This is a genomic window from Limimaricola cinnabarinus LL-001, assembly GCF_000466965.1.
In the GTDB taxonomy this organism is placed as follows: domain Bacteria; phylum Pseudomonadota; class Alphaproteobacteria; order Rhodobacterales; family Rhodobacteraceae; genus Limimaricola; species Limimaricola cinnabarinus.
In genome coordinates this window covers 1-21792 of sequence record NZ_BATB01000033.1, presented here as the reverse complement: position 1 = coordinate 21792, position 21792 = coordinate 1, and the positions used below count along the sequence as shown (strand labels likewise).

The window sequence follows — 21792 nt, the reverse complement described above, 5'->3', positions numbered from 1 at the left end:
CCAATCGCCAAGGCGACCAACGAAAATCAAGAGACTTAAGGGAGAGAGCCTATGAAGACCTATCTCGTCGGAGCCGCGACCGCACTGACCCTTGCCGCAAGCGGTGCCGCCGCGCAGGAGGGCCAGAAGTTCATCTCGATCGGCACCGGTGGCGTCACGGGCGTCTACTACCCGACCGGCGGCGCGATCTGTCGCCTCGTGAACCGGGGCCGCGCCGATCACGGCATCCGCTGCGGCGTCGAATCGACCGGCGGTTCGGTCTACAACATCAACGCCGTGCGCTCGGGCGAGCTTGAGTTCGGCGTGGCCCAGTCCGACTGGCAGTTCCACGCGATCGAAGGCACCTCGCAGTTCGAGGAGCAGGGCGCGTTCGAGGACCTGCGCGCGGTGTTCTCGGTCCACCCCGAGCCCTTCACCGTCGTGGCGCGCGCCGATGCCGGGATCGAGACCTTCGAGGACCTCAAGGGCAAGCGCGTCAATGTCGGCAACCCCGGCTCGGGCCAGCGCGGCACCATGGAGGTGCTGATGGAGGCCATGGGCTGGACCATGGACGACTTCCAGCTCACCTCCGAGCTGCAGGCCGCCGAGCAGTCCCAGGCGCTGTGCGACAACAACATCGACGCGATGGTCTACACCGTCGGCCACCCGTCGGGCTCGATCCAGGAAGCGACCACCGCCTGCGACGCGGTGCTGGTCGAGGTCTCGGGCGAGGCCGTCGACAAGCTGGTCGAGGACAACCCCTACTACCGCACCGCCACCATTCCGGGCGGCATGTATCGCGGCAATGACGAGGACGTCTCGACCTTCGGCGTCGGCGCGACCTTCATCTCCTCGGCCACCGTGCCCGAGGACGTGGTCTACGAGACCGTGAAGGCGGTGTTCGAGAACTTCGACCAGTTCAAGAGCCTGCACCCGGCCTTCGCCAGCCTGACCCAGGAAGAGATGGTCGCCGACGGTCTCTCCGCACCGCTGCATGCGGGTGCCGAGAAGTACTACCGCGAAGCCGGGCTGCTCAGCGAGTAAGCCCCACGCCCCGCGAGATGACCGGCCGGGGCGCGCATGGACCGCGCGCCCCGGCCTTTCCCGTCCCGAAGGACGGGCCTGATACCGCCACAGCATGAGGGGACGCGTCCGATGGCCGACCAGCGCGAAGACCGGGACGACCGGCAATATTCGGACGACGATCTTCAGGACCTTGTCACCAGTTCGGATTCGGGCGCGCGCGCGCCGACCAGCCGCGCCACGGCGATGCTGATCGCGGGCACGGCGATGGTCTGGTCGCTGTTCCAGCTCTGGATCGCGCAGCCGCAGCTGTGGTTCGGCGCCTACCTGCCGGTGCTCAACTCCTCGCAGACCCGGCCGATCCACCTGATGTTCGCGATCTTCCTCGCCTTTCTGGCCTACCCGGCCTTCAAGTCGAGCCCACGCGAACGCATCCCGCTGATCGACTGGGGCCTCGCCCTCGTCGGCGCCTTCTGCGCCTTCTACGTCTTCTGGTTTTCCGACCATCTCGCGATGACCGCGCGCTCGGGCCTGCCGACGCAGACGCAGGTCATCATCGGCTCGGTCGGTCTCCTCGTGCTGCTCGAGGCCTCGCGCCGGGCGCTGGGGCCCGCGCTGACCGTCGTCGGCGGGTTGTTCCTGCTCTATGCGTGGTTCGGGACCGGCTGGCTGATCCCCGACCTGATCGAGCATGAGGGCCTCTCCTTCACCTCGCTGATCAACGCGCAATGGCTCGACACGGCGGGCGTCTTCGGCATCCCGCTCGGGGTCTCGACCGCCTTCGTCTTCCTCTTCGTGCTGTTCGGCTCGCTCCTCGACAAGGCGGGCGCCGGCAACTACTTCATCCAGCTCGCCTTCGGCGGGGCTGGGGCATCTGCGCGGTGGTCCTGCCAAGCGGCCGTGGTCGGCTCGGCCATGACCGGTCTCATCTCCGGCTCGTCGATCGCCAACGTGGTCACCACCGGCACCTTCACCATTCCGCTGATGAAGCGGGTGGGCTTCTCCAAGGAGCAGGCCGGCGCGGTCGAGGTGGCCTCCTCGGTCAACGGCCAGATCATGCCGCCGGTGATGGGCGCCGCCGCCTTTTTGATGGTCGAGTTCATCGGCATCTCCTATCTGGAGGTGATCAAGCACGCCTTCATCCCGGCGGTGATCTCCTACATCGCTCTGGTCTACATCGTGCATCTCGAGGCGCTGAAGCGCGAGATGCCCGCGCTTGGCCAAAGCAAGAGCTTCGCCGGGATGATCGTGAAATTCCTGCTCGGCTTCGCCGTCGCCGGCATCGCCTTCACGGCGTTGATCTACGGCGTCGACGCGCTCGAGGCGGCGCTGCCGTCCCTCGCCGCACCGGTGATGATGGTGGTGCTGGGTCTGCTCTATCTCGGTCTCGTCTGGGTCGCGGCCAAGCGTCCCGACCTCGCGATGGACGACCCCTCGGACGAGGAGATCAAGCTGCCCACCGTGGGCGAGGTCTATGCCACCGGCCTGCACTACGTGCTGCCGATCATCGTTCTGGTCTGGTTCTTGATGGTGGAGCGGCAGAGCCCGGCCAAATCGGCCTTCTACGCCACCTGCCTGATGCTGTTCATCATCGTCACCCAGCGCCCGCTCAAGGCGCTGTTCCGCGGGCAAGGGAGCCAGCTCTCGCATGAATTCGGCGCGGGCTTGCACGACCTGCGCGACGGCCTCGTCGCGGGCGCGCGCAACATGATCGGCATCGGCGTCGCCACGGCGGCCGCCGGCATCATCGTCGCCACCGTCACCAAGACGCCGATCGGCACCGAGCTCGCCGGCCTCGTCGAGCAGCTTTCGGGCGGCATCCTGATCCTGATGCTGATTTTCGTGGGGCTGTTCTCGCTGATCCTCGGCATGGGTCTGCCGACCACGGCGAACTATATCGTGGTCTCGTCGCTGATGGCCTCGGTGGTGGTGAATCTGGGCGCGCAGGAGGGGCTGATCGTGCCGCTGATCGCGGCGCATCTCTTCGTGTTCTACTTCGGGATCATGGCCGACGTGACGCCGCCCGTGGGGCTGGCCTCCTTCGCCGCCGCCGCCGTGTCGGGCGGCGATCCGATCAAGACGGGCTTCACCGCCTTCTTCTACTCGCTGCGCACCGTCGCGCTGCCCTTCCTGTTCATCTACAACCCGGCGCTGATCCTCTATGGCATCGATCTGGGCACGTGGTTCGGCATCGGGCAGGCGGTGTTCATCTTCGTGGTGGCGACCTTCGCCATGCTGCTCTTCGCCGCCGCGACGCAGGGCTATTTCCTCGCGCCGTCGAAGATCCACGAATCCGCGGCACTCCTTCTCGTGGCCTTCACGCTCTTCGTGCCGGGTTTCTGGCTGAACCAGCTGCAGAGCCCGTTCCAGAGCTACGCGCCCGCGCAGTTCGAGACGGCGGTGGCCGAGGCCAATGCGGGCGACACGCTGCGTCTCAAGATCGAAGGGCCCGACTTCACCTCGGGCGAGATCACCGAGACGACGCTCGTGATGGACATCGAGGGCGATGGCGGGGCCGCCGAGCGGATCGACGCCTCCGGCCTGCTGCTTTTTCCAGAGGGCGACGTGGTGCGGCTCGACGAGCCGATGTTCGGCACCTCGGCGGCCGAGAAGCTCGGCAATTTCGATTTCTACTCGGACACGCCGGTGCAGATCTCGCAGGTGCAGGCACCGCGCGAGCGGATCACGAAATACGTGTTCTACATCCCGGCGCTGCTGCTTTTGGGCGTGGTGGTGCTGCTGCAGCGCCGCCGCCAGACCGTGCCCGCCTTCTGAGGGACTGCCTTTGCGAAGGCCCAAACGGGATCGGCAGGGCCGCCATTGCACGCGGCCCTGCCAATCCGAACCGGTCGGGCTGTCAGGGAAGGTCGCCGGGCTTCGCTCGTAAAAGCCGATGGCGCAGATCGAACACGAGTTTGAGCGTGGCGGCAAGGACCAGCGCGCAGAGCACCGCTTTCGAGGCCATGCCCATCGTCCCCTCGATCAGCAGCGCGTGCACCACGCTGCCCAGCACGATCACCACCCCGAGCGCCGTGTGCCCGAGGCGCCACCGCGTGGTGCGAAGGCGCAGCTTGTGCCTCAGGACCACCAGTATCGTGGAGGCGAAAACGCCCCACATGGCGATGACGCCCCAGGCGGAAAACGGTGTGGGCGACGCGAATAGCAACGCGTCGATCACATCGGGCGGCTGGTGACCCATAGCCCTGCAACATGCAAAACGACCGCCGCGACCAGCGTCCCCCCGATCCAGCCGTGAACACGCCGTTCGCGCGTAGCGGACAGGCCGGGAAGGTATCCTCCCGCCAGAAGCGGCTGAAGCAGCAGCAGCACCATCGCGACCACACCCGCGAAGCCCGCCGCGATGTAGACCGGATCGCGCCAAGCAAGCAGCGGGCTCGTCGCGGCCACGGCGACCGGCACCCCGGCGACCATCACGAGCGCCCCCCAGATCAGGATCGCGCGCAGGACCGGCAAGCCGCTCAGACGGGCCGAAGCACGAAATGCGCGCTCAGGCTGGTGTCTTTGGCGCTCGGCATCACCGGCCGCAGGAACACCGTCTCGAAATTGGCGTCGTCATAGGCAAGGTGGCCGTGCGGCTGGCCGAAGGCCGGGACGATCTGCGGCATTTCGAGCCGGAACGCGCCATCGGCATCGGTCAGCGTCGCGCCGTGGCTATGGGGGTCGCGCTCGTGCCCCTCGGTCGTGTGCGCCCAGATCTGTATGCGCACGCCCCCGAGCGGGGCGCCGTCGCCCGCGCGCCGCACCGTGCCCGCCATCCAGAACCCGCCGCCGCCGATCCGACCGACGATCGGTGCGCCCGGCAGGTAGTTGTTGGAACCGCCGCGCATGCTGCGCGTCGGAGCGAGGCCTTGTGCATGGGCGGGCAAGAGAAGCCCGGAGGCACCGGTCGCCAGCGCCGTTGCGGCCGTGGTCGTGCCGGCGATGAGAAATCCGCGTCGGTTGGGTCGGTCAGGGAACATGTCGGTCCCTCCTGTTTCGCTTGTCGAAAGGTGGCGCTGGCATGTCGAGACGGTCGAGGCCATGCGCGCGAACCTCATTTTCGTTCATATCAAATTACGGACGGGCAAGGGATACCGCAGACGCCGCATCCACGGCTTCGTGAAGGTCATTGCTTTTCAAACGAGCGGCACGGCCCGATCCGGAAGACGGCTCGAGCGCCGAATTTTCGATGAAGGACGAATGTCCTGTACCATCGTTTCCACCGCTGGCCTCATCGTTCCAAATATATGTTTCCCCTACGGTATGTCAGATAACGGGCTGCTGCCGACGAGCGTTTAGTTTCTGCGTGTTCATGAAAGGATCACGCGCATGTCGGAAATGGCCGTCAAGGAATTCGGGCGCCTGATGCGGGGCGATCCGGGACGGGGTGTCTCCTTCGGGGCGAACGACGTGTCGCCAAAAGGTCGATCTGGCGTTTGCACGTCAGGTTCCCGTGCCGGACGACCACAGCTTGAAACCCTCCCCCCCGATCTACTTGATGTCTTGGGCGAGCATGCGCCCGAACCGCCCCGTGGGCGCAGCCGAAACGATGATCCGGAGAACGAGACATGACGATTCGCAAGATGACACCGCTTTCGGCATCGCTGCTGCTGCTGACGCCCGGCATGGCCCTGTCCAACCCCGACCCCGCGCAGTTCGCGTCCACGGCCTTCACGCAAGAGCCCGAGATCGTCGATTGCACGCTCGAGGATGGCAGCGAGGCGAAGTGCTACGAATTCACCGCCGCCTACAAGCCCGAGGCGTTGGAAATCGGGCCGTTCTGCCCGACCAATCTCGACGAGACCGGCGGCGTCTGGGACTGGGATGGCGAAGCGGCGGGGCTCTACCGGCTCGACCGCGCCTTCTTCGAGATGCTGGCCGATCAGGGCTACAGGTTCTACGACGAAAATGGCGACGTTGCGATCAGCGACCCCGGTTCGGCGCGCGGCCCGATGTCGATCATGCCTGCCTGATGGCGACGCAGGACGAAAGCGTGGTCATCACCATGCGCCTGCCGGTGGAGCCGGTCATGGCCGAGAGCCCGACCGATCTGGGCACCGTGGCTAAGGTCGGCGTCGCGCTCGACGGGGTGCCGATCTTTGCGACGCGCCCTCGGTGCTCGACACCGGCCACCTGCCCGCGCTAGACGTTTGCGGCGGTCACATTGATCCGGGCGGCTGGTATCACTGGCACGCGACCGCCTCGGATATCGAGACAGTCTACGAGACCGAGGGCGTCCTGGCCGATTGCGCGCAAGAACAGGACAAGAGCGCTCTGTTTGGCTATGCCTTCGACGGGTTTCCCATGTTCGGCAGCGTCGAGGCGGATGGCAGCGCGCCCGAGGCGCTGGATGAGTGCGGCGGCCATCTCGGCATGACGGCGCAGGGCGAGAGCTATCACTACCATGCCTCCGAAAGCTTCCCGAACCTGCCCGCCTGCCTCGTCGGCACGATGGCCGAAGACAACTTCTCGACCACCGCGGATCAGGGCATCGGTGCCGCAGACATGCGCGGCGGCGGCGGGCCGGCCGGTGGCATGCCCCCGGGCTTCGAAGAGGCCGCCACCACGCTGGGGATTAGCGCCGAGGCATTGATGCAGGCCATGACCGACGCGGGCGGACGCGAGGCCGATCTGGCCGAAGTCGCACAGGCGCTCGGCATCGAGGAAGAGGCTTTGCGCGCGGCATTGCCCACGCCCGGCGGGCAATGACCGGCAACAAGAGGAGAGAGCCCGTGACCATCAGGACCACGTGCGTCTTTGCCGCGCTGGCCAGCCTTCCGACCATCGGCGTGGCGCAGGCGAATGATGATCGCCTGCAGGACATTGCGCATTTCTTCGAGGGCGCGGATGTCGTCTCCGGCCCCGAGATCGTCGAATGCACCTTGTCGGAGGGGGCCAAAGCGGACTGCTTCTCGATCACCCTCACCGCAGCTCCGCAGGGCCATGCGCCGGGGCCATGGTGCCCGACGACCGTGAGCGACGGCGCGGAGGCGGGCGGCATCTGGTTTCTCGACGGGGAAACCGTCGACGTGGATGGCGATTTCATCACCCGCCTGTCGGAGATCTACGGCGACAGCAATTGGCAGCTTTTCGATCCCGACACCGGTAAGGTGCGCTATACCGGCACACTCGAGGACTGCGAGGCGGCGGCGCGCCCGGATGTCGACCCGGCCTATCAGAACTATTGCGTGCAATGCCTGCCCGAGACGCTGCCCGAGACGCCTGCGATGACCTATGTCATCCCGCTGGAGCCGGTCGCGGCCGAAGCGGCGGGTCGCACCGGGCAGAGCGGCTCGGGCCTTGCCCATAACGGCGTGCGTCTCGACGGGCCGGCCCCTGTCGACGCGATCCTCGGGGCCTATACCATCGCGCCCTTCGACGATTGTGGCGGGCATGTGAACCCGCATGTCGGCTATCATTACCACGCGGTCACCGATTGCCTCGACGGCGTGGCGCAGACGGACGGGGCCGGGGATCACGGCGCGCGGATCGGCATCGCCATGGATGGCCACGCGATCCTGCCGCATCTGATGGCGGATGGATCGGCGCCTGCGGACCTCGATCAGTGCAATGGCCATGCGGATGAAACGGACGGCTATCACTATCACGCCGGCGCGCCGGGATCGAACGCGATCCTTGGTTGTCTGACCGCGCAGGCGGGCTGCACCTTGAACGATGCGGAAGGCACATGCGACGCCTCCGCGCAAGGGCGCGGCCCCGGTGGACCCGTTGGGCAAGGCGGGCCGGAGGCGGACCAGTAGAACGACACCCAAGCAGGAGAAAACCAATGACCAGAATCTTGATGTTTCCCCTCGTGCTTCTGACCGGCCTCGGCACGGCCGCCACCGCCCAAGACGCGGATATGAGCTTCTTCATCACCAGCGAGAACCCCGGGCAAGGCGCCGATCTGGGCGGTCTGGAGGGGGCGGATGCGCATTGCACTGCGCTCGCCGAGGCGGCGGGTGTCGCCGGCAGGACATGGGCTGCCTATCTTTCCTCCAGCGCCGAGGATGCCCGCGACCGGATCGGGACAGGCCCTTGGGTGAATGCCCAAGGTGTCACGGTGGCCGCCGATGTGGCCGAGCTGCATAGCGAGGCCAACGATCTGGGCAAGGAGACCTCGCTCAGCGAAACCGGCGCGGTCATCAACGGGCGTGGCGACGAGCCGAACCGGCACGACATCCTGACCGGCTCGACCGCCGATGGCAGGCTCGCGGGCAAGGCTTGTTCGGACTGGACGAGCAGCGGCGAAGGCTCGGCCATGGTCGGGCATCACGACCGCATCGGTGGCGGCGACGCGCCGACGTCTTGGAACGCGGCTCATGCGTCACGCGGATGCAGCCTGCCGGACCTGCAGGGCACGGGCGGCGATGGTTTGTTCTACTGCTTCGCGGTGAACTGAGGATACCGCCCACTGGCGCGGCGGGGGGTGGTTGCCCGCCGCGCGCCGTACCGCCACCCCGGACCCCCGGCTGCCGACCGGGGGAGCAGCCGTGACATCACCCGCAGGCCCCGTCTGCCCGCCGTGATCGGCCTGCGCCTTCTCCTTGTGCCGAGCGCATTCGCGCCGTCCCTCGACACCGTGTCACAGCGCAGCGGCAAAGATACCCGCGAGGAAGAGCGTCTCGGCTGTGATGAGCGCGATGGCCACGCCGCCGACCTGCAGCACGGTGGCAAGAGAGGTTTTCATCCCCACCGCCGCGATCGCGATCAGCAGCGCCCAGCCCGAGGCGTCGGCCAAGAGATCCGCCAGAATGGCCGGGACGAAACCGGCGGAGTTCAGAGCCGCCAGAGCGAGAAACCCGAGCACGAAGCCCGGGATCAGCGGTGGCCTGCGACCTTCGGCAATCTCGCCCAGGCCGCGTGCTCGGATCGCCAGAGAGAACAGCAATACGACAGGCGCGAGCAGGGTGACGCGGATCAGCTTGACCAGCGTCGCGGTCTCGCCCGCTTCGGGCGAGATCGAGAAACCCGCGCCGACGACCTGTGCCACGTCGTGGATCGTGGCCCCGAGGAAGACCCCAGTGGTGCGCGTGTCGAAGCCGAACCAGCTGGTCAGCAGCGGATAGGCGATCATCGCCAGCGTCGACAGCACGGTGACGCCGAGGACCGTAAAGCTCAGATCCGTCTCGGAGGTCTCGTCGCGCGGCAGCACGGCGGCGATGGCCATGGCGGCCGAGGCGCCGCAGATCGCCACCGCGCCCCCCGTCAGCAGGCCGAAGCGCCAACCCTTGCCGAGCGCGCGGCCCGCGAGAAAGCCGAAACAGATCGTCGCAGCCACCGCCGCCACGATAAGACCGATCAACCCCGCCCCGAGATCGAGCAGCAGTTCGACCGAGATCCGCGCGCCCAAGAGTGCCACGCCGAGACGCAGCACCTGCCGGGCCGTGAAGCCGATGCCCTCGACGCAGCGCCCCTCGAGCGACAGGAACTGCAGCGCCATCCCCAAGAGCAGCGCCATGAGCATCGCCGGCGCACCGTAATGCTCGGAGATGAACTGGGCCGCCACGGCGACCACGGCGGCGACGGTGAAACCGGGCAGCAGCACGGGCAGGCGCAGCACCGGCGCGCGCAGCCAGGCTGGCGCGATCGCATCGACGAACATCGGGAAATCCTTCGGCAATGAAGGCGCCCCGACTGGGCCGGGCCGGGGCGCCGGGGGGGGAGGACCTAGCCCGCGACCTTGGCGGAGGCGGGGCTGGGCTCGGTCACGGCGTAGCGGATCAGGCGGATGTCGGCAGCGCGGGCATGACCCTCCATCCCCTCGACCCGGCTGATCCGGGCGGTCGCCCCGCCAAGCCGGCGCGAAGCGGCGCGATCGGCCCGCTGCCAGGTCACGGTCTTCATGAACTTGTGCACCGAAAGACCGCCGGTATAGCGCGCGGCCCCCGAGGTCGGCAGCACGTGGTTCGGCCCCGAGGCCTTGTCGCCGTAAGCCACGGTGGTCTCTTCGCCGAGAAACAGCGAGCCATAGGCGCGCAGCCGGTTCAGCCACCAGTCGAGATCGGCAGCCTGCACGTGGAGGTGTTCAGGCGCGTAATCGTCGGCGATCTGCGCCATCGCCTCGCGGCTGTCGCAGAGCATCACCTCGGCGAAATCGGCCCATGCGGCGCGGGCGCTCGAGGCGTTGGGCTCGGGCAGCGCGTCGATCAGGCCGGGTACGATCTCCATGACCTTTTCGGCCAAGGCGCGGTCGGTGGTTGCAAGCCACACCGGAGAGTTCCAGCCATGCTCGGCCTGGCTCACCAGATCGATGGCGACGATCTCGGGATCGGCGGTCTCGTCGGCCAGCACCATGCTGTCGGTGGGGCCCGCGAACATGTCGATGCCGATCTCGCCGAACAGGATGCGCTTGGCCTCGGCCACGTATTGGTTGCCGGGACCGACGAGGATGTCGGCGCGCGGCAGGCCATAGAGCCCGTCGGCCATCGCCGCCACGCCCTGCACGCCGCCCAGATTGAGGATCGCGTCGGCGCCGCAGAGATCCATGGCGAAGAGGATCGCCGCCGGGATGCCCTCGCCCGGACGGGTGGGCGAGCAGGCGGTGATGTGACCGACACCCGCCACCTTGGCGGTGGTGATGGTCATGAGCGCCGAGGCGATGTGGCTGTAGCGCCCGCCCGGCACGTAGCAGCCCGCCGCCGAGACCGGGATCTGCCGCTGCCCGGCGATCAGCCGGGCAGGATCTCGACCTCGCAGTCCTGCACTGTCCGCATCTGCGCCTCGGCGAAGCGGCGGATGTTGGCATGGGCGAAGCGGATGTCCTCCTTGAGGCTTTCGGGGAGCCGATCGGCGGCGGCGCGGCGGGTCTCGGCATCGACCAGCACCGGGCCGTCCCAGTGGTCGAGGTCGCGGGCATAAGCCTCGACCCGGGGCTCGCCGCCCGACTTGATCTCGGCCAGCATGGCGCTGACGGCGGCGCGGGTATCGGCCTGGTCGCTCTCGGCATGGCGCTTGGCGGTCTTGAGATGGGTCACGGTCATGTCGGGTCTCACATCTTGCCTTTCCAGGGAATGACCTTGCGTTCGATCCAGCGCATGAGCAGGTCGAAGGCATAGGCGATCGCGGCGATCACGATGATCCCCATGATCACGGTGGGGGTCTGCAGGAACTGGCTGGCCGACAGCACCATGTAGCCAAGCCCCTTGGTCGCGGCGACCATCTCGGCGGCGACCAGCGTGGTCCAGCCGAAGCCGACGCCGACGCGCATCGCGGTCAGGATCTCGGGCAGGGCCGAGGGCAGGATCACGTGGCGCATCACCTGCCAGCGCGAGGCGCCGAAGCTGTAGGCGGCGTGGATCTGCTCGATCGCGGCGGACCGCACCCCCGGCACGGGCGCCGAGCGCGACCGGCGCGAAGACCGACAGGAAAATCAGCAGCACCTTGGAGGTCTCGCCGATGCCGAACCAGATGATCATCAGGGGCAGGTAGGCCAGCGGCGGGATGGGGCGGTAGAACTCGATCGGCGGATCGAACAGTCCGCGCATCACCGGGCTCATCCCCATGGCGAGGCCGAGCGGTATGCCCACGGCGCAGGCCAGAAGGAAGGCGCCGAAGACCCGCGCGGTCGAAACCGCGACGTGTTCGAGCAGCGAGGTGTTGGTAAAGCCGTTCTGCCAGACGTCCATGAATTTGGCGACGATGGCCTGCGGGCTCGGCACGAAGAGCGGCTTGACCAGACCCAGCGCCGTCACCGCCCACCAGACGAAGAGCAGGAACAGGATCGAGGCGACCGAGAGCCAGGCGGTGTCGCCCTGTCCGGGAACGCCGTAGGTTTCGCCGGGCTTGGTGGGACGGCTGCGCGCGAACCACGCGAAAACGCCGCTGCGCGGGTTGATGCGGGCCTTTTCGGCGACGCTCGGACGGTGCTTCACGGTCTCGATCATGCCGCTTCCTCCTCGTCGGCGAAGATGATGCCGAGCACCTCCTCGCGCAGCTGGATGAATTCGGGGGAGGCCTTGACCTGCCGCGCCGGTTCGCCCGCGAGCACGCGGCGCGAGAAGGGCAGATCGAAGCGATGCGAAATGCGGCCCGGGCGGGGCGACATCACGATCAGCTTGGTCCCCATGAACAGCGCCTCCTCGACGCTGTGGGTGATGAAGAAGACGGATTTGCCGGTGTCGTTCCAGATCCTGAGGATCAGCTCCTGCGCCTTTTCGCGGGTCAGCGCGTCGAGTGCGCCCAGAGGCTCGTCCATCAGAAGCACCCTTGGGTCGCAGGTCAGGGCGCGGGCGATGCCGACGCGCTGCTGCATGCCGCCGGAGAGCCGGTAGACGGGCGATTTCTGGAACCCGTCGAGGCCCAGAAGTTTCACATATTCCTCGGCGATGGCGAGGCGCTTGGCCTCGGCCACGCCCTGCATCTTGAGCCCGAAGGCCACGTTCTCGATCACGTTGAGCCAAGGCAGCAGCGCGTGTTTCTGGAACACGACCGAGCGGTCGGCGCCGGGGCCGGTCACGGGGCGGCCATCGAGCAGGATCTCGCCCGAGCTAGGCGAGAGAAAGCCCGCGATCAGGTTCAAAAGCGTGGATTTGCCGCAGCCGGACGCGCCGAGCGCCACCACGAAATCGCCCTCGGCGATGGCCAGGTCGATGCCGCGCAGCGCCTCGACCGGCGGCCGACCCTCGGCTGCGGGAAACACCACGGAGGCAGAATTGATGTTCAGTCCCATTGGACCACTCCTCGTCGGGGTCTGGAGGCCCCGGCCCCCGCGCGGGGGCCGGGGGGCGCGGCATCACTGCGTCGCGGCGGAGCCGATCTCGGTGTTGACGAAGCCCGAGTAGTCCTCGGCCACCTGGTCGATGCGACCGGCTTCGTTGAGGAACTCGGCGGTGTCGCGCATCGTCTCATGCGCGCTGCCGAGCCAGGTTTCGCCCAGCTGCTCGGAGAGCGGCACGAAGGTGAAGCCCTCGAGGATCGTCGGGACCTGCTGCGCATCGGCACCGGTCTCGGCGGCGATGCTCTGCACCGGCGCGCTGTCTGCGGTCCAGGCCGCCGGGTCGGCGAGATAGGCGGCGTTGGCCTCGTCCATCGTCTTGGCGAAGGCGGCGACGGCCTCGGCGTCCTCGGCGGCGAATTCGGCGCTCACCACCCAGGCGTCGAAGGTCGGAAAGCCCCACTCGGCGGTCTCGGCCGAGGTGGCGAGGCGGGTGCCGGTTTCGAGGATCTGGTTCTGGACGGGCTGCCAGATGAAGGCGGCGTCGATCGCGCCTTGCTCCCAAGCGGCGGCGATCTGGTCGGGCGGCATGTTGAGAAGCGTGAGATCCGAGGCTTCGATCCCGGCATGATCGAGCGCGCCCATCAGCGAGAAATGCGCAGTCGAGCCGACGGGCACCGCGACCCGCTTGCCCGCGAGATCCTCCAGCGTCTCGATCTCGCTGCCGTCGCGGGCGATCAGGCTCTCGGCCGAGCCCAGCACCTGCGCCAGCATGAACATCTCCAACTCGACGCCTTGGCTGGTGGCGATGGCGAGCGGCGAGGAGCCCAGCTCGGCGAGCTTGATGTCGCCGGAGGCCATGGCCGCGATCACCTCGGAGCCCGAGCCGAACTTGCGCCATTCGATGTCCCAGCCGGTGGCGGCGTCGAACTTGCCTTCGGCGCGGGCGACCTGCATCGGCGTGGGGTTGCCGAAGTGGCCGATCGTCACGGTCTCTGCCAGCGCCGATCCGGCGGCCAGAAAGGTGGTAAGCGCGAGGGCTGCGCGTGTCGTCATCCGTTTCATTTCAGTCTCCATTGTTGGGTGCATCGGCGCTGTTTCGCGCTTCATGCGGGGGTCAGACGGCGGGGCCGTCTTGGTTGCGCGCGCCCCAGGCGGCGTCGCGGATGCCCTCGACCAGAAGGTCGAGCGTGTCGATGCCCTGCGCTTCGGGCGCGAGCGCCTCGGGGATGAGCGAAAACTCGGTGCAGGCGATAAGCTGTAGCGTCGCGCCGCGCCCGGCGAGATCGGCGGAGGCCGTGTACAGGGCGGCGCGGCTCTCTTCATCGGGGCCGCGCGCCTTGATCGCGCGGATCGCGGTCAGGAGCGCGCCCTCGTCGGCCGGATGCAAAAGGGTGAGCCCGGCCTCGGCGCAGGCGCGGTCGAAGACCTCGATCTTGCGCAGCGCGGGCGAACCCAGAAGCCCGACCGTGCCGCCCGGCCCGGCCAGCCGGGCCGCATGATCGACCGAGAGCGCGATCATGTCGATGAAGGGCACAGAGGCGGCGGCGCGGATCTCGGGGGCGTAGTGATGCGCGGTGTTGCAAGGCATGGCCAGCGCGGTGGCCCCGCCCGCCACCAGTCCCCGCGCCATCGCGGCCAGCACCGGACCGGGGTCCTCGCCGCGCCTCTCGATCAGCCGCGCGATGCGCGAGGGCACCTGTGGGTTCATGTCGACGAGGAGGGGGATGTGGTCGGCGTCGTCGCGGGCCGGTGTCGCGGCGATGAGCCGCTGCATCAGCAGCACCGTCGCCTCGGGGCCCATGCCGCCCAATATGCCGATCCGCCTCGGGGTCATGCCGCGCCCTCCGGGCTGCGCAGCGCCGCGAGGGCGGCGTCGAGATGATGGGCGATGGCATCGCAATCGGCCGGGGTGAAGGTCAGCGGCAGCCGCATGTCGAACAGGGTCGACAGGACCGCGTCGGTGCGGGGCAGGGACTGTTCGCGCAGGTAGCGCCAGCTGCCATGGTTCGAGGTGAAGCCCGCCGGCTCCGACGCACCGAACCATTTCAGCTCGACCCCGCGCGCCGCCGCCTCGGCCACCAGTTGCCGCGCCGCGTCGCCCCCGAGCCCCGGCAGGCGAAACTGGATCGAGGAGCCGACATAGAGCTCGGGCTCGGGTCGATGCGGCAGGGCGACGCCGGGCAGGGTGGCGAGGCGTTCGGCCATCCGGTCGTGCAGCGCGTTCCAGCGGGCGATCGCGTCGTCGAGCCAGTCGAGCTGCGGCAGTAGGATCGCCGCGCGCAGATTGTCCATCCGCGCCGACATGTTCGGCGTCTCGAGCCGGATCCGTTCGAACGCCTCCGCGGCGGGGGCCGCGCCGTGGCGTTCATAGAGCATGTAGGAGCCCGACATGATGATCGCGCGGGCCATCAGTTCGGGATCGTCACTGGTGAGGAACCCACCCTCGCCGGAATTCATGTGCTTGTAGGTCTGGGTGCTGAAGCAGCCCATCGCGCCAAAATTGCCGGAGCGGCGCCCGTTCCACTTCGCCCCCATGGTGTGGGCGCAATCCTCGATCACGGTCAGGCCGCACTCCTTGGCGACCCGCATCAGCCGGTCCATGTCGCACAGATGGCCGCGCATGTTCGACAGGAGCAGGTGCCCGGCGCCGGAGGCGCGGGCCTTGGCGGCGAGGTCGTCGAGGTCGATCACCAGATCCTCGGTGATCTCGACCAGCACCGTCTCGGCGCCGACCGCGGCCACGGCGCCGGGGACGGGGGCAAGGGTGAAGGCGTTCGACAGGACCTTGTCGCCGGGGCGCACGCCGCAGGCGCGCAGGGCGATCTGCATCGCCTGTCCGCCCGAAGCCAGCGCGAGGCAGTATTTCGCGCCCTGCCATTCGGCATAAGCCGCCTCGAGCCGGGCGGTGAGCGAGGTCTCGCCCGGCACGGTGTTGTAGCGGTGCAGCCGCCCGGTGCGAAGGAGCTCCAGCGCCGCCGAGATGCCCTCCTCCGGGATCGGCTCCTGCTGGGTGAAGCTACCGGCGAAACGCATCTCGGCCATCTCTCACTCCGCCGCCAGCTTGTCGCCGGGGGCGCATTCGAACACCGCGTCGTAGCCGAACAGCGCCGCCGCACCCCCGGTGTGCAGGAACACCACCCGCTCGCCCTTCTTGAAGCGGCCTTTGCGGATCTGGTCGATCAGGCCGGCAGCACCCTTGCCGGAATAGACCGGGTCGAGAAGGATGCCTTCGAGCTCCGCGAACATGCGGATCGCCTCGATCGTGTCCTCGCGCGGAATGCCGTAGCCTTCGCCGACATAATCGCAATTGGCGATCACGTCCTCGCGCGCCACCACGCCCTCGCAGCCGAGCTTTTCGGCAGTCAGACGGGCCAGCTTGTAGACGTTCTCCTCCTGCTTCTCGCGGGGGGCGCGGACGCCGATGCCTAGAAGCGGGATCTGCGCGTTGATCGCCTTGAGGCCGGTGATCAGCCCGGCCTGTGTGCCTGCGGAGCCGGTGGCAGTGACGATGTGGTCGATCACCATGCCGCGGTCATTGGCCTGGCCCACCAGTTCGAAGGCGCAGTTGACATAGCCGAGCGCGCCGGTGGCGTTCGAGCCGCCGCCGGGGATGGTGTAGACCTTCTTGCCGTCCTTGCGGAAAGTGTCGGCCACCGTCTCCATCTCGGCATGCATGTCGAGATCGGGGCCGCGGGTCTCGGTGGTGGCGCCGTGCAGATGGTCGAGCAGCACGTTTCCGTTGCGGTTGTAGTTGTGATCCTTCGACCCGGTGCGGTCCTCGAGCAGCAGGTGGCAGCGCAGCCCCAGCTTGGAGGCGAAGGCCGCCGTCTGGCGGGCGTGGTTCGACTGGGTGGCACCTTGGGTCATCACCATGTCGGCGCCCATGGCCTGTGCTTCGGCCATGAGAAATTCGAGCTTGCGGGTCTTGTTGCCCCCCGTGGACAGACCGGTGCAGTCGTCGCGCTTGATCCAGATCTCGGGGCCGCCGAGTTCGGCGCTCAGGCGGTCGAGCCGTTCGAGCGGAGTGGGCAGATGGGCAAGATGGACGCGGGGAAACCGGGCCAGATGCATGAGACGCTCCCGTTCAAAAATTCATGAAATGGATGTTGCGCTCAAGGAAACCCCAATGCAAATTCGAATTTAACAAAGTAACATGCATAAATCGCAAGTTGACCGGAGGCTGGCATGCGTTTGGAATGGTTGGAAGACTTGATCGCCGTGGCCGAAACCGGATCCTTCAGCGAGGCCGCTGAACGCCGCTCTTTGACGCAGTCTGCCTTTTCTCGTCGCATTCGGCAGATCGAGGACCATGTCGGGGTCGAGCTTTTCGACCGCAGCCGCAAGCCGGTGCAGCTGCAACGCACCACCGAGGCGCAGCGCGATCGAATCCTCCAGATCATCCGCACGCTGCGCCAGCTCGTCGCCGATCTGCGCAGCGGCAGCCAGATGGTCGACAACCACGTTGTGCTGGCGAGCCAGCATGCCCTGACCACCTCGCGTACGCCGCGGCTGCTGCAGGGCGTGTTGGAGCGCCACGAGTCGATCTCGGTTCGCCTGCGATCGGCGAATTTCGACGACTGCTTCGGCCAGCTGCTGTCGCGCAAGGCGGATATCGCGCTGGTCTACCGGATCGAGGCGATCGCCCCCGAGGTCGAGGCCGACTATTTGGAAACGGTCGAGGTCGGGCAGGACCGGCTGATCCCGGTCCATGCGGCCGCCCGGCGGGCCGATCACCTGCGCGACAGGGCCATGGGGCTTTTGCCGATCGTCACCTACCCGGACGCGGTGTTCCTGGGACAGGTGATGAACCTGCTGATCCTCCCCAACCTGCCGCCGCCGCTGCAGGCAGTGCAGCGGGTCGAGACGGCGCTGACGCTGGCGGCGCAGGAGATGGCCCAGGTCGGCATCGGCAGCGCTTGGATCCCCGAAAGCCTCGCGCGCGACCGCATCGCCGAGGGCAAGCTGATCGATCTGTCGGACGAACTTCCAAGCTGCGCGCTAACCATTACCGTGATGCGGCTCGCCGGTGCGAAGCGCCGGGCGGAGGAGGCCGTCTGGACCGAGCTGATCTCCTCTCCGGCAGAGGCGGGCGGGTAGGGGAGCTCCGTGGAGCCGTCGCAGGTTGGTGCGCCTCACCCCGGCGTTCAAGCGGCCCCGCCGGGTTCGCACGCGTCCTCGACCTGCCCCTGCAACGACAGCGCCTCGGTCAGCCGCGGCGCGCGCTTGGCGAATTCGGGAAGCAACCGGTCGCGCAGCAGGCCGCGGCATTCCCGGGCCATGAGATCGGGCAACGCACCGATCTCGTCGACCCGGGTGATCAGGTAGATTTGCCGCGATAGCCCGGCAAAGGGCAGCGGCGAGATATCGACGCGATCGGCCAGCGCCCCGGCGTCGAGAATGCTCAGCGGCGTGGAGAGCGTCCAGCCCCCCGTCTGCACCACCGTCGCGATCACCGATCTCGTGGATTCGAAGGAAAACCGCCTTTGGACGTGAAATCCGATCCGTTTCAGATGGCCGGACACCAGCCGGCCCATTGGCATGTTTTCCGAATATTGCGCCAGAGGAATTTCAGACAGGGTCTTTCTCCAATCCGATCGTGGATCGTATTTCCCCTGCGCGGAAATCAGGACGAATTGTTCGCGCAACAGGGGCAGGATATTAAACCTATGCATGTCGGTCGGCATGATCGCCGTCACCGCGATATCGATATCCCGCGAAATAAGCTTTTCGGTGATCTGGTCGGATCTGCCCGAGAAGGCGGAAATGAAGCATTGTGGCAATCGCGCCTGCAGAAACGAGGCGAGCGCGGGCGTGAGCGAGGCGTCGAGATCGTCGATGATCCCGGTGTTGAGGATCGGCAGGCTGCGCAGGTTGATCTCGGCAAGGCTCGCTTCGGCGGCCGAGACCGTCGCGGTGATGCGATGCGCGTGCAGGCTGAGCACCTGCCCCGCCGGGGTGAGCAGGATCGGTCTCTTGTCGCGGTCGAACAGCTTGGTGCCGACGCTCTGTTCGAGCGCAGTGATCTGCTGCGACACGTTCGATTTGCTGACGCCGAGCTTCTGCGCCGCGGCGGCCACCGACCTCGTCTCTTCAAGCGCGATGAAGGCGCGCAGGCCGCGCAATGTCAGGCGGCCGATGGCCTTGGCCGCGGTATTGCTCATGGTTGTGATCATCCTGTCCAGCGGGCCGCTGCGCGCAAGTGTGCCCGCCGACGCCCGGCGGGTCGACTGCAATTTTTCAAAGCCGCGGGGCACGAGCGGGCGTGGCGGCGCGCGCTGCGGGGGACGGTTCTCGTTCTGCCTGCCAGGCGGGCGACATGCCCGGGATTGCTGCGCCATGGTCTATGCATCGCGCGTCCGAACGCCGGGGCTCGCCCTGTCGTTCAGGATAAGACGCGATAGCGTTCAGAATCCCTGAACGCAGCGCCATGACGATTGACCGAGCGGCAATCTGTCGCGCTACTCGTCACAAATCCGAAATGGTCCGAGGGCAAAATGAAAAACCAGACTCGCGTCGTCGTTATCGGCGGAGGCATTGCCGGATGCTCCACGCTTTATCACTTGACGCAGGAAGGGTGGACCGATGTCGTGCTCGTCGAACGAAACGAGCTGACATCCGGAACCACGTGGCATTCGGCGGCTCAGGTCACCAATTTCGGCGCCACCCAAACAATGGTCGGCCTCAAGAGCCATTCCATCAAGCTTTACAAGGAACTGGCCGACGATCCGGAATATCCGATCAATTACCACCATGCCGACGGAGGAATTCGCCTCGCCAATACCGAGCGTCAGATGGAGGCTACCGCCACTTTGCCAGCGTTGCGAAAGGCATGGGCGTCGACTTCGAAATCATCGACGCCGAGGAATGCGCGAAACGGCATCCGCTCATTTCGACCGACAACCTTCTGGGCGGTCTTTGGGACCCGCTCGACGGCGATATCGACCCCGCGCAGCTGTGCCAGGCGCTGGCGCGGCGCGCTCGCCTCGCCTCGCCGGGGCCGAGGTCTACCGCAACACTCCCGTCACCGGGCTGACCCAGCACAAGGACGACAGCTGGACCGTGCACACCGAGCATGGCGACATCAGCTGCGAGATCATCGTCAACGCCTGCGGCTACCGGGTGAACGAGGTCGGCGCGATGATGGGCGTGCACCATCCCGTCGCCTCGATGGAGCACCAGTACTTCCTGACCGAGCCGATCAAGGCGATCGAGGAGGCGGGCTTTCGCATGCCACTGCTGCGCTGCCCGATCAGCGACTATTACTGCCGTCAGGAAAAGAACGGCCTGCTGGTCGGCTTCTACGAGCAGGACTGCAAGACCTGGGGCATGGACGGGATCGACCCGAACTTCGTCAACGCGCTCTGCCCCGACGATCTCGACCGGGTGATGGACGTGCTCGAAGGCGCCTTCGAGCGGATGCCGGCGCTGATGGACGTGGGTATCCACTCGGTCGTCAACGGCCCGATCACCTACACCATCGACGGCGCGCCGCTGGTCGGCCCGATCCCCGGAAAGCGCAATGCGTTTTGCATCATCGGCCTGCGCGCCGGTCTTGGCGAGGGCGGCGGCCATGGCTGGCTGCTGGCGCAGCAGATCGTGCATGGCGAGGCCTGCTACGACACTTGGGTGATCGACCCGCGCCGCGTCACCGGCCACGCCAATGTCGAGCTGACCGCGCTCAAGGCGATCGAGGACTACCAGAACGAGTTCCGCTTCCACTTCCCGCATGAGCATCGCCCAGCGGGCCGCCCGGCCAAGACCACGCCGCTGACCCCGATCTTCGCGGCCGAGGGCGCCGAGTTCGGCACCGTCAACGGCTGGGAGCGCGTGGCCTATATCAAGCCGAGCCCCGATTTCGAGGAAACCCACAGCTTTAGGTTCAACGAGACCTTTCCCGTCGTGGCAAAGGAGATCGAGGCGATGCGCACGGGCGTCGGGATGGCGGAGGTCAATGGCTTCAACCGCTTCGAGATCACCGGCCCCGGCGCGCGCGACTGGCTCGACACCATGGTCTGCGGCCGCATCCCCCGCAAGGACGGCAAGGTCGGCCTGACCTACCTCTTGAACCATCAGGGCAACGTGAAGGCCGAGGCGACGCTCGCCAATCTTGACGCCGATACTGTCTGGTACGGCTCGGCCGCGGCCTCCGAGTTCCACGATATGGACTGGCTCGAGGCGCATCTTCCGAAAGACGGCTCGGTGCAGATCCGCTCGCTCACCAACGACTGGACGATCCTCGTGATCGCGGGACCCAAATCGCGCGATGTTCTGTCCGGCGTGTCGCGCGGCGACTGGACCAAGGCGGCCTTCCCGTGGCTTTCGGTGCGCCGCGCCTTCGTCGGCATCGCCCCCGCCGTGGTCATGTCGGTCAGCTTCTCGGGCGAGCTTGCCTATGAGATCCACGTGCCCAACAACCAGCTCTACGCCGCCTGGCTGGCGCTGCGGGCCGAGGGTGAAAAGCACGGGATGACGCTGTTCGGCGGCCACGCGGTGGAGTCAATGCGGCTCGAGAAGGGCTATCGCCACTGGAAGGCGGACCTGATCACCGAGTTCAACCCGATCGAGAGCGGGCTCGACCGTTTCGTGAAGATCGACAAGCCCGAGTTCATCGGCAAGGCGGCGCTCGAAGAACAGCTGGCCCACGGGCTGAAGCAACGCTTCGTCACCCTCGCGCTCGACTGCGACCACGCCCCTGCGCATGGCGGCGACGCCATTCTCGCCAATGGCAAGCCCATCGGCACCATCACCTCCGCCGGATGGGGCCACCGGATCGGCAAGAACCTCGCCATGGGGTTCCTGCATCCCGAATACGCCGAAGTGGGCACGAAGCTGCAGGTCGAGGTGATCGGCGAACCGGTCGCGGCGACCGTGATGGATCCGGGGCTCTACGACCCCGAGAACATCCGCATCAAGGGCTGATCCGAGCGCCGAGCCGCCAAGGCATTGACGCGAGCCGAGGGCAAGCCCGGCTCGCCCTCCCCCAAGACAGTGAGAAACGACATGAAGATACTCGTGCCGGTGAAACGGGTGATGGACTACAACGTGCAGCCCCGCGTGAAGGTGGATGGCAGCGGCGTCGACCTCGCCAACGTGAAGATGTCGATGAACCCCTTCGACGAGATCGCGGTCGA

Annotated in this window: 20 protein-coding genes and 3 pseudogenes; 11 read left to right on the top strand and 12 right to left on the bottom strand. The window is 67.0% G+C overall.

Annotated features, from left to right (window positions below; all coding sequences use genetic code 11):
* Positions 1–51: 51 nt before the first annotated feature.
* Together MBELCI_RS11590 and MBELCI_RS11585 are read left to right on the top strand one after the other, a co-directional pair.
* Complete coding sequence (locus tag MBELCI_RS11590; RefSeq protein ID WP_021694395.1) at positions 52–1023, top strand: TAXI family TRAP transporter solute-binding subunit; 972 nt, start codon at positions 52–54, stop codon at positions 1021–1023.
* A gap of 111 nt (positions 1024–1134) precedes the next feature.
* On the top strand, positions 1135–3777 hold the full coding sequence (locus MBELCI_RS11585) for a TRAP transporter permease (RefSeq protein WP_021694394.1): 2643 nt from the start codon (positions 1135–1137) through the stop codon (positions 3775–3777).
* Between the two features lie 82 nt (positions 3778–3859).
* Here MBELCI_RS11585 and MBELCI_RS22585 read toward each other — a convergent pair whose 3' ends face one another.
* Genes MBELCI_RS22585 through MBELCI_RS11575 form a run of 3 tightly spaced genes read right to left on the bottom strand, consistent with a single transcriptional unit; the run spans position 3860 to position 4982 of the window.
* Entirely contained in the window at positions 3860–4120 is a 261-nt protein-coding gene (locus MBELCI_RS22585) for a hypothetical protein (protein WP_369385448.1), read from the bottom strand.
* A gap of 56 nt (positions 4121–4176) precedes the next feature.
* Positions 4177–4476 (bottom strand): hypothetical protein, encoded by a 300-nt coding sequence (locus MBELCI_RS22580; RefSeq protein ID WP_021694391.1) that lies wholly within the window; start codon positions 4474–4476, stop codon positions 4177–4179.
* Positions 4477–4481: 5 nt separating this feature from the next.
* The gene (locus MBELCI_RS11575) at positions 4482–4982 is read right to left on the bottom strand and encodes a peptidase associated/transthyretin-like domain-containing protein (protein WP_045320064.1); all 501 of its coding nucleotides are present in this window, start codon (positions 4980–4982) and stop codon (positions 4482–4484) included.
* 588 nt (positions 4983–5570) lie between these two features.
* Here MBELCI_RS11575 and MBELCI_RS19340 point away from each other — a divergent pair.
* The 5 genes from MBELCI_RS19340 to MBELCI_RS11560 are packed head-to-tail and all read left to right on the top strand — an operon-like array spanning position 5571 to position 8404.
* On the top strand, positions 5571–5975 hold the full coding sequence (locus MBELCI_RS19340) for a hypothetical protein (RefSeq protein WP_021694389.1): 405 nt from the start codon (positions 5571–5573) through the stop codon (positions 5973–5975).
* Between the two features lie 20 nt (positions 5976–5995).
* Positions 5996–6148, top strand: a complete 153-nt coding sequence (locus MBELCI_RS21045; protein WP_235047623.1) for a hypothetical protein — start codon at positions 5996–5998, stop codon at positions 6146–6148.
* Positions 6118–6711, top strand: a complete 594-nt coding sequence (locus tag MBELCI_RS19335; protein WP_021694387.1) for a YHYH protein — start codon at positions 6118–6120, stop codon at positions 6709–6711. Before MBELCI_RS21045 ends, MBELCI_RS19335 begins: the two co-directional genes overlap by 31 nt.
* Before the next feature lie 23 nt (positions 6712–6734).
* Positions 6735–7763 (top strand): YHYH protein, encoded by a 1029-nt coding sequence (locus tag MBELCI_RS11565; protein ID WP_021694386.1) that lies wholly within the window; start codon positions 6735–6737, stop codon positions 7761–7763.
* Positions 7764–7789: 26 nt separating this feature from the next.
* Complete coding sequence (locus tag MBELCI_RS11560) at positions 7790–8404, top strand: hypothetical protein (protein WP_021694385.1); 615 nt, start codon at positions 7790–7792, stop codon at positions 8402–8404.
* A gap of 183 nt (positions 8405–8587) precedes the next feature.
* Here MBELCI_RS11560 and MBELCI_RS11555 read toward each other — a convergent pair whose 3' ends face one another.
* From MBELCI_RS11555 to cuyA, 8 genes and pseudogenes are all read right to left on the bottom strand, one after another.
* Positions 8588–9607: a YeiH family protein gene (locus MBELCI_RS11555; protein WP_021694384.1), complete on the bottom strand. Its 1020-nt coding sequence runs from the start codon at positions 9605–9607 to the stop codon at positions 8588–8590.
* A gap of 65 nt (positions 9608–9672) precedes the next feature.
* Positions 9673–10985, bottom strand: a pseudogene (hisD, locus tag MBELCI_RS11550) (histidinol dehydrogenase).
* A gap of 8 nt (positions 10986–10993) precedes the next feature.
* Positions 10994–11326: an ABC transporter permease subunit gene (locus MBELCI_RS21670; protein WP_235047622.1), complete on the bottom strand. Its 333-nt coding sequence runs from the start codon at positions 11324–11326 to the stop codon at positions 10994–10996.
* A gap of 558 nt (positions 11327–11884) precedes the next feature.
* The gene (locus tag MBELCI_RS11540; RefSeq protein WP_021694382.1) at positions 11885–12673 is read right to left on the bottom strand and encodes a taurine ABC transporter ATP-binding protein; all 789 of its coding nucleotides are present in this window, start codon (positions 12671–12673) and stop codon (positions 11885–11887) included.
* Between the two features lie 63 nt (positions 12674–12736).
* Positions 12737–13723, bottom strand: coding sequence for a taurine ABC transporter substrate-binding protein (gene tauA / locus MBELCI_RS11535; RefSeq protein ID WP_021694381.1), 987 nt, complete (start codon positions 13721–13723; stop codon positions 12737–12739).
* 52 nt (positions 13724–13775) lie between these two features.
* A complete protein-coding gene (cuyB, locus tag MBELCI_RS11530) occupies positions 13776–14495 on the bottom strand; it encodes a cysteate racemase (protein WP_021694380.1) in 720 nt (239 codons plus the stop codon).
* Positions 14492–15703: a DegT/DnrJ/EryC1/StrS family aminotransferase gene (locus MBELCI_RS11525; RefSeq protein WP_021694379.1), complete on the bottom strand. Its 1212-nt coding sequence runs from the start codon at positions 15701–15703 to the stop codon at positions 14492–14494. Before MBELCI_RS11525 ends, cuyB begins: the two co-directional genes overlap by 4 nt.
* A 3-nt stretch (positions 15704–15706) precedes the next feature.
* Positions 15707–16732: a D-cysteate sulfo-lyase gene (cuyA, locus tag MBELCI_RS11520; protein ID WP_021694378.1), complete on the bottom strand. Its 1026-nt coding sequence runs from the start codon at positions 16730–16732 to the stop codon at positions 15707–15709.
* A gap of 114 nt (positions 16733–16846) precedes the next feature.
* Here cuyA and MBELCI_RS11515 point away from each other — a divergent pair, with 114 nt between their 5' ends.
* Positions 16847–17758 (top strand): LysR family transcriptional regulator, encoded by a 912-nt coding sequence (locus tag MBELCI_RS11515; protein ID WP_021694377.1) that lies wholly within the window; start codon positions 16847–16849, stop codon positions 17756–17758.
* A gap of 47 nt (positions 17759–17805) precedes the next feature.
* On the opposite strand, the gene MBELCI_RS11510 is transcribed toward MBELCI_RS11515, so the two are convergent.
* Positions 17806–18822 carry a LysR family transcriptional regulator gene (locus MBELCI_RS11510; protein ID WP_158497384.1) on the bottom strand — a complete coding sequence of 339 codons (1017 nt, stop codon included), beginning with the start codon at positions 18820–18822 and terminating at the stop codon, positions 17806–17808.
* Between the two features lie 333 nt (positions 18823–19155).
* Between MBELCI_RS11510 and MBELCI_RS22575 the strand changes: the two are divergent.
* The 3 genes and pseudogenes from MBELCI_RS22575 to MBELCI_RS20425 all read left to right on the top strand — a co-directional run.
* Positions 19156–19694, top strand: a pseudogene (locus MBELCI_RS22575) (NAD(P)/FAD-dependent oxidoreductase).
* Positions 19616–21580 (top strand): GcvT family protein, encoded by a 1965-nt coding sequence (locus MBELCI_RS11505; RefSeq protein ID WP_369385447.1) that lies wholly within the window; start codon positions 19616–19618, stop codon positions 21578–21580. Before MBELCI_RS22575 ends, MBELCI_RS11505 begins: the two are co-directional and overlap by 79 nt.
* Before the next feature lie 81 nt (positions 21581–21661).
* Positions 21662–21792 (top strand): annotated as a pseudogene (locus MBELCI_RS20425) (electron transfer flavoprotein subunit beta/FixA family protein); the annotation flags it as partial.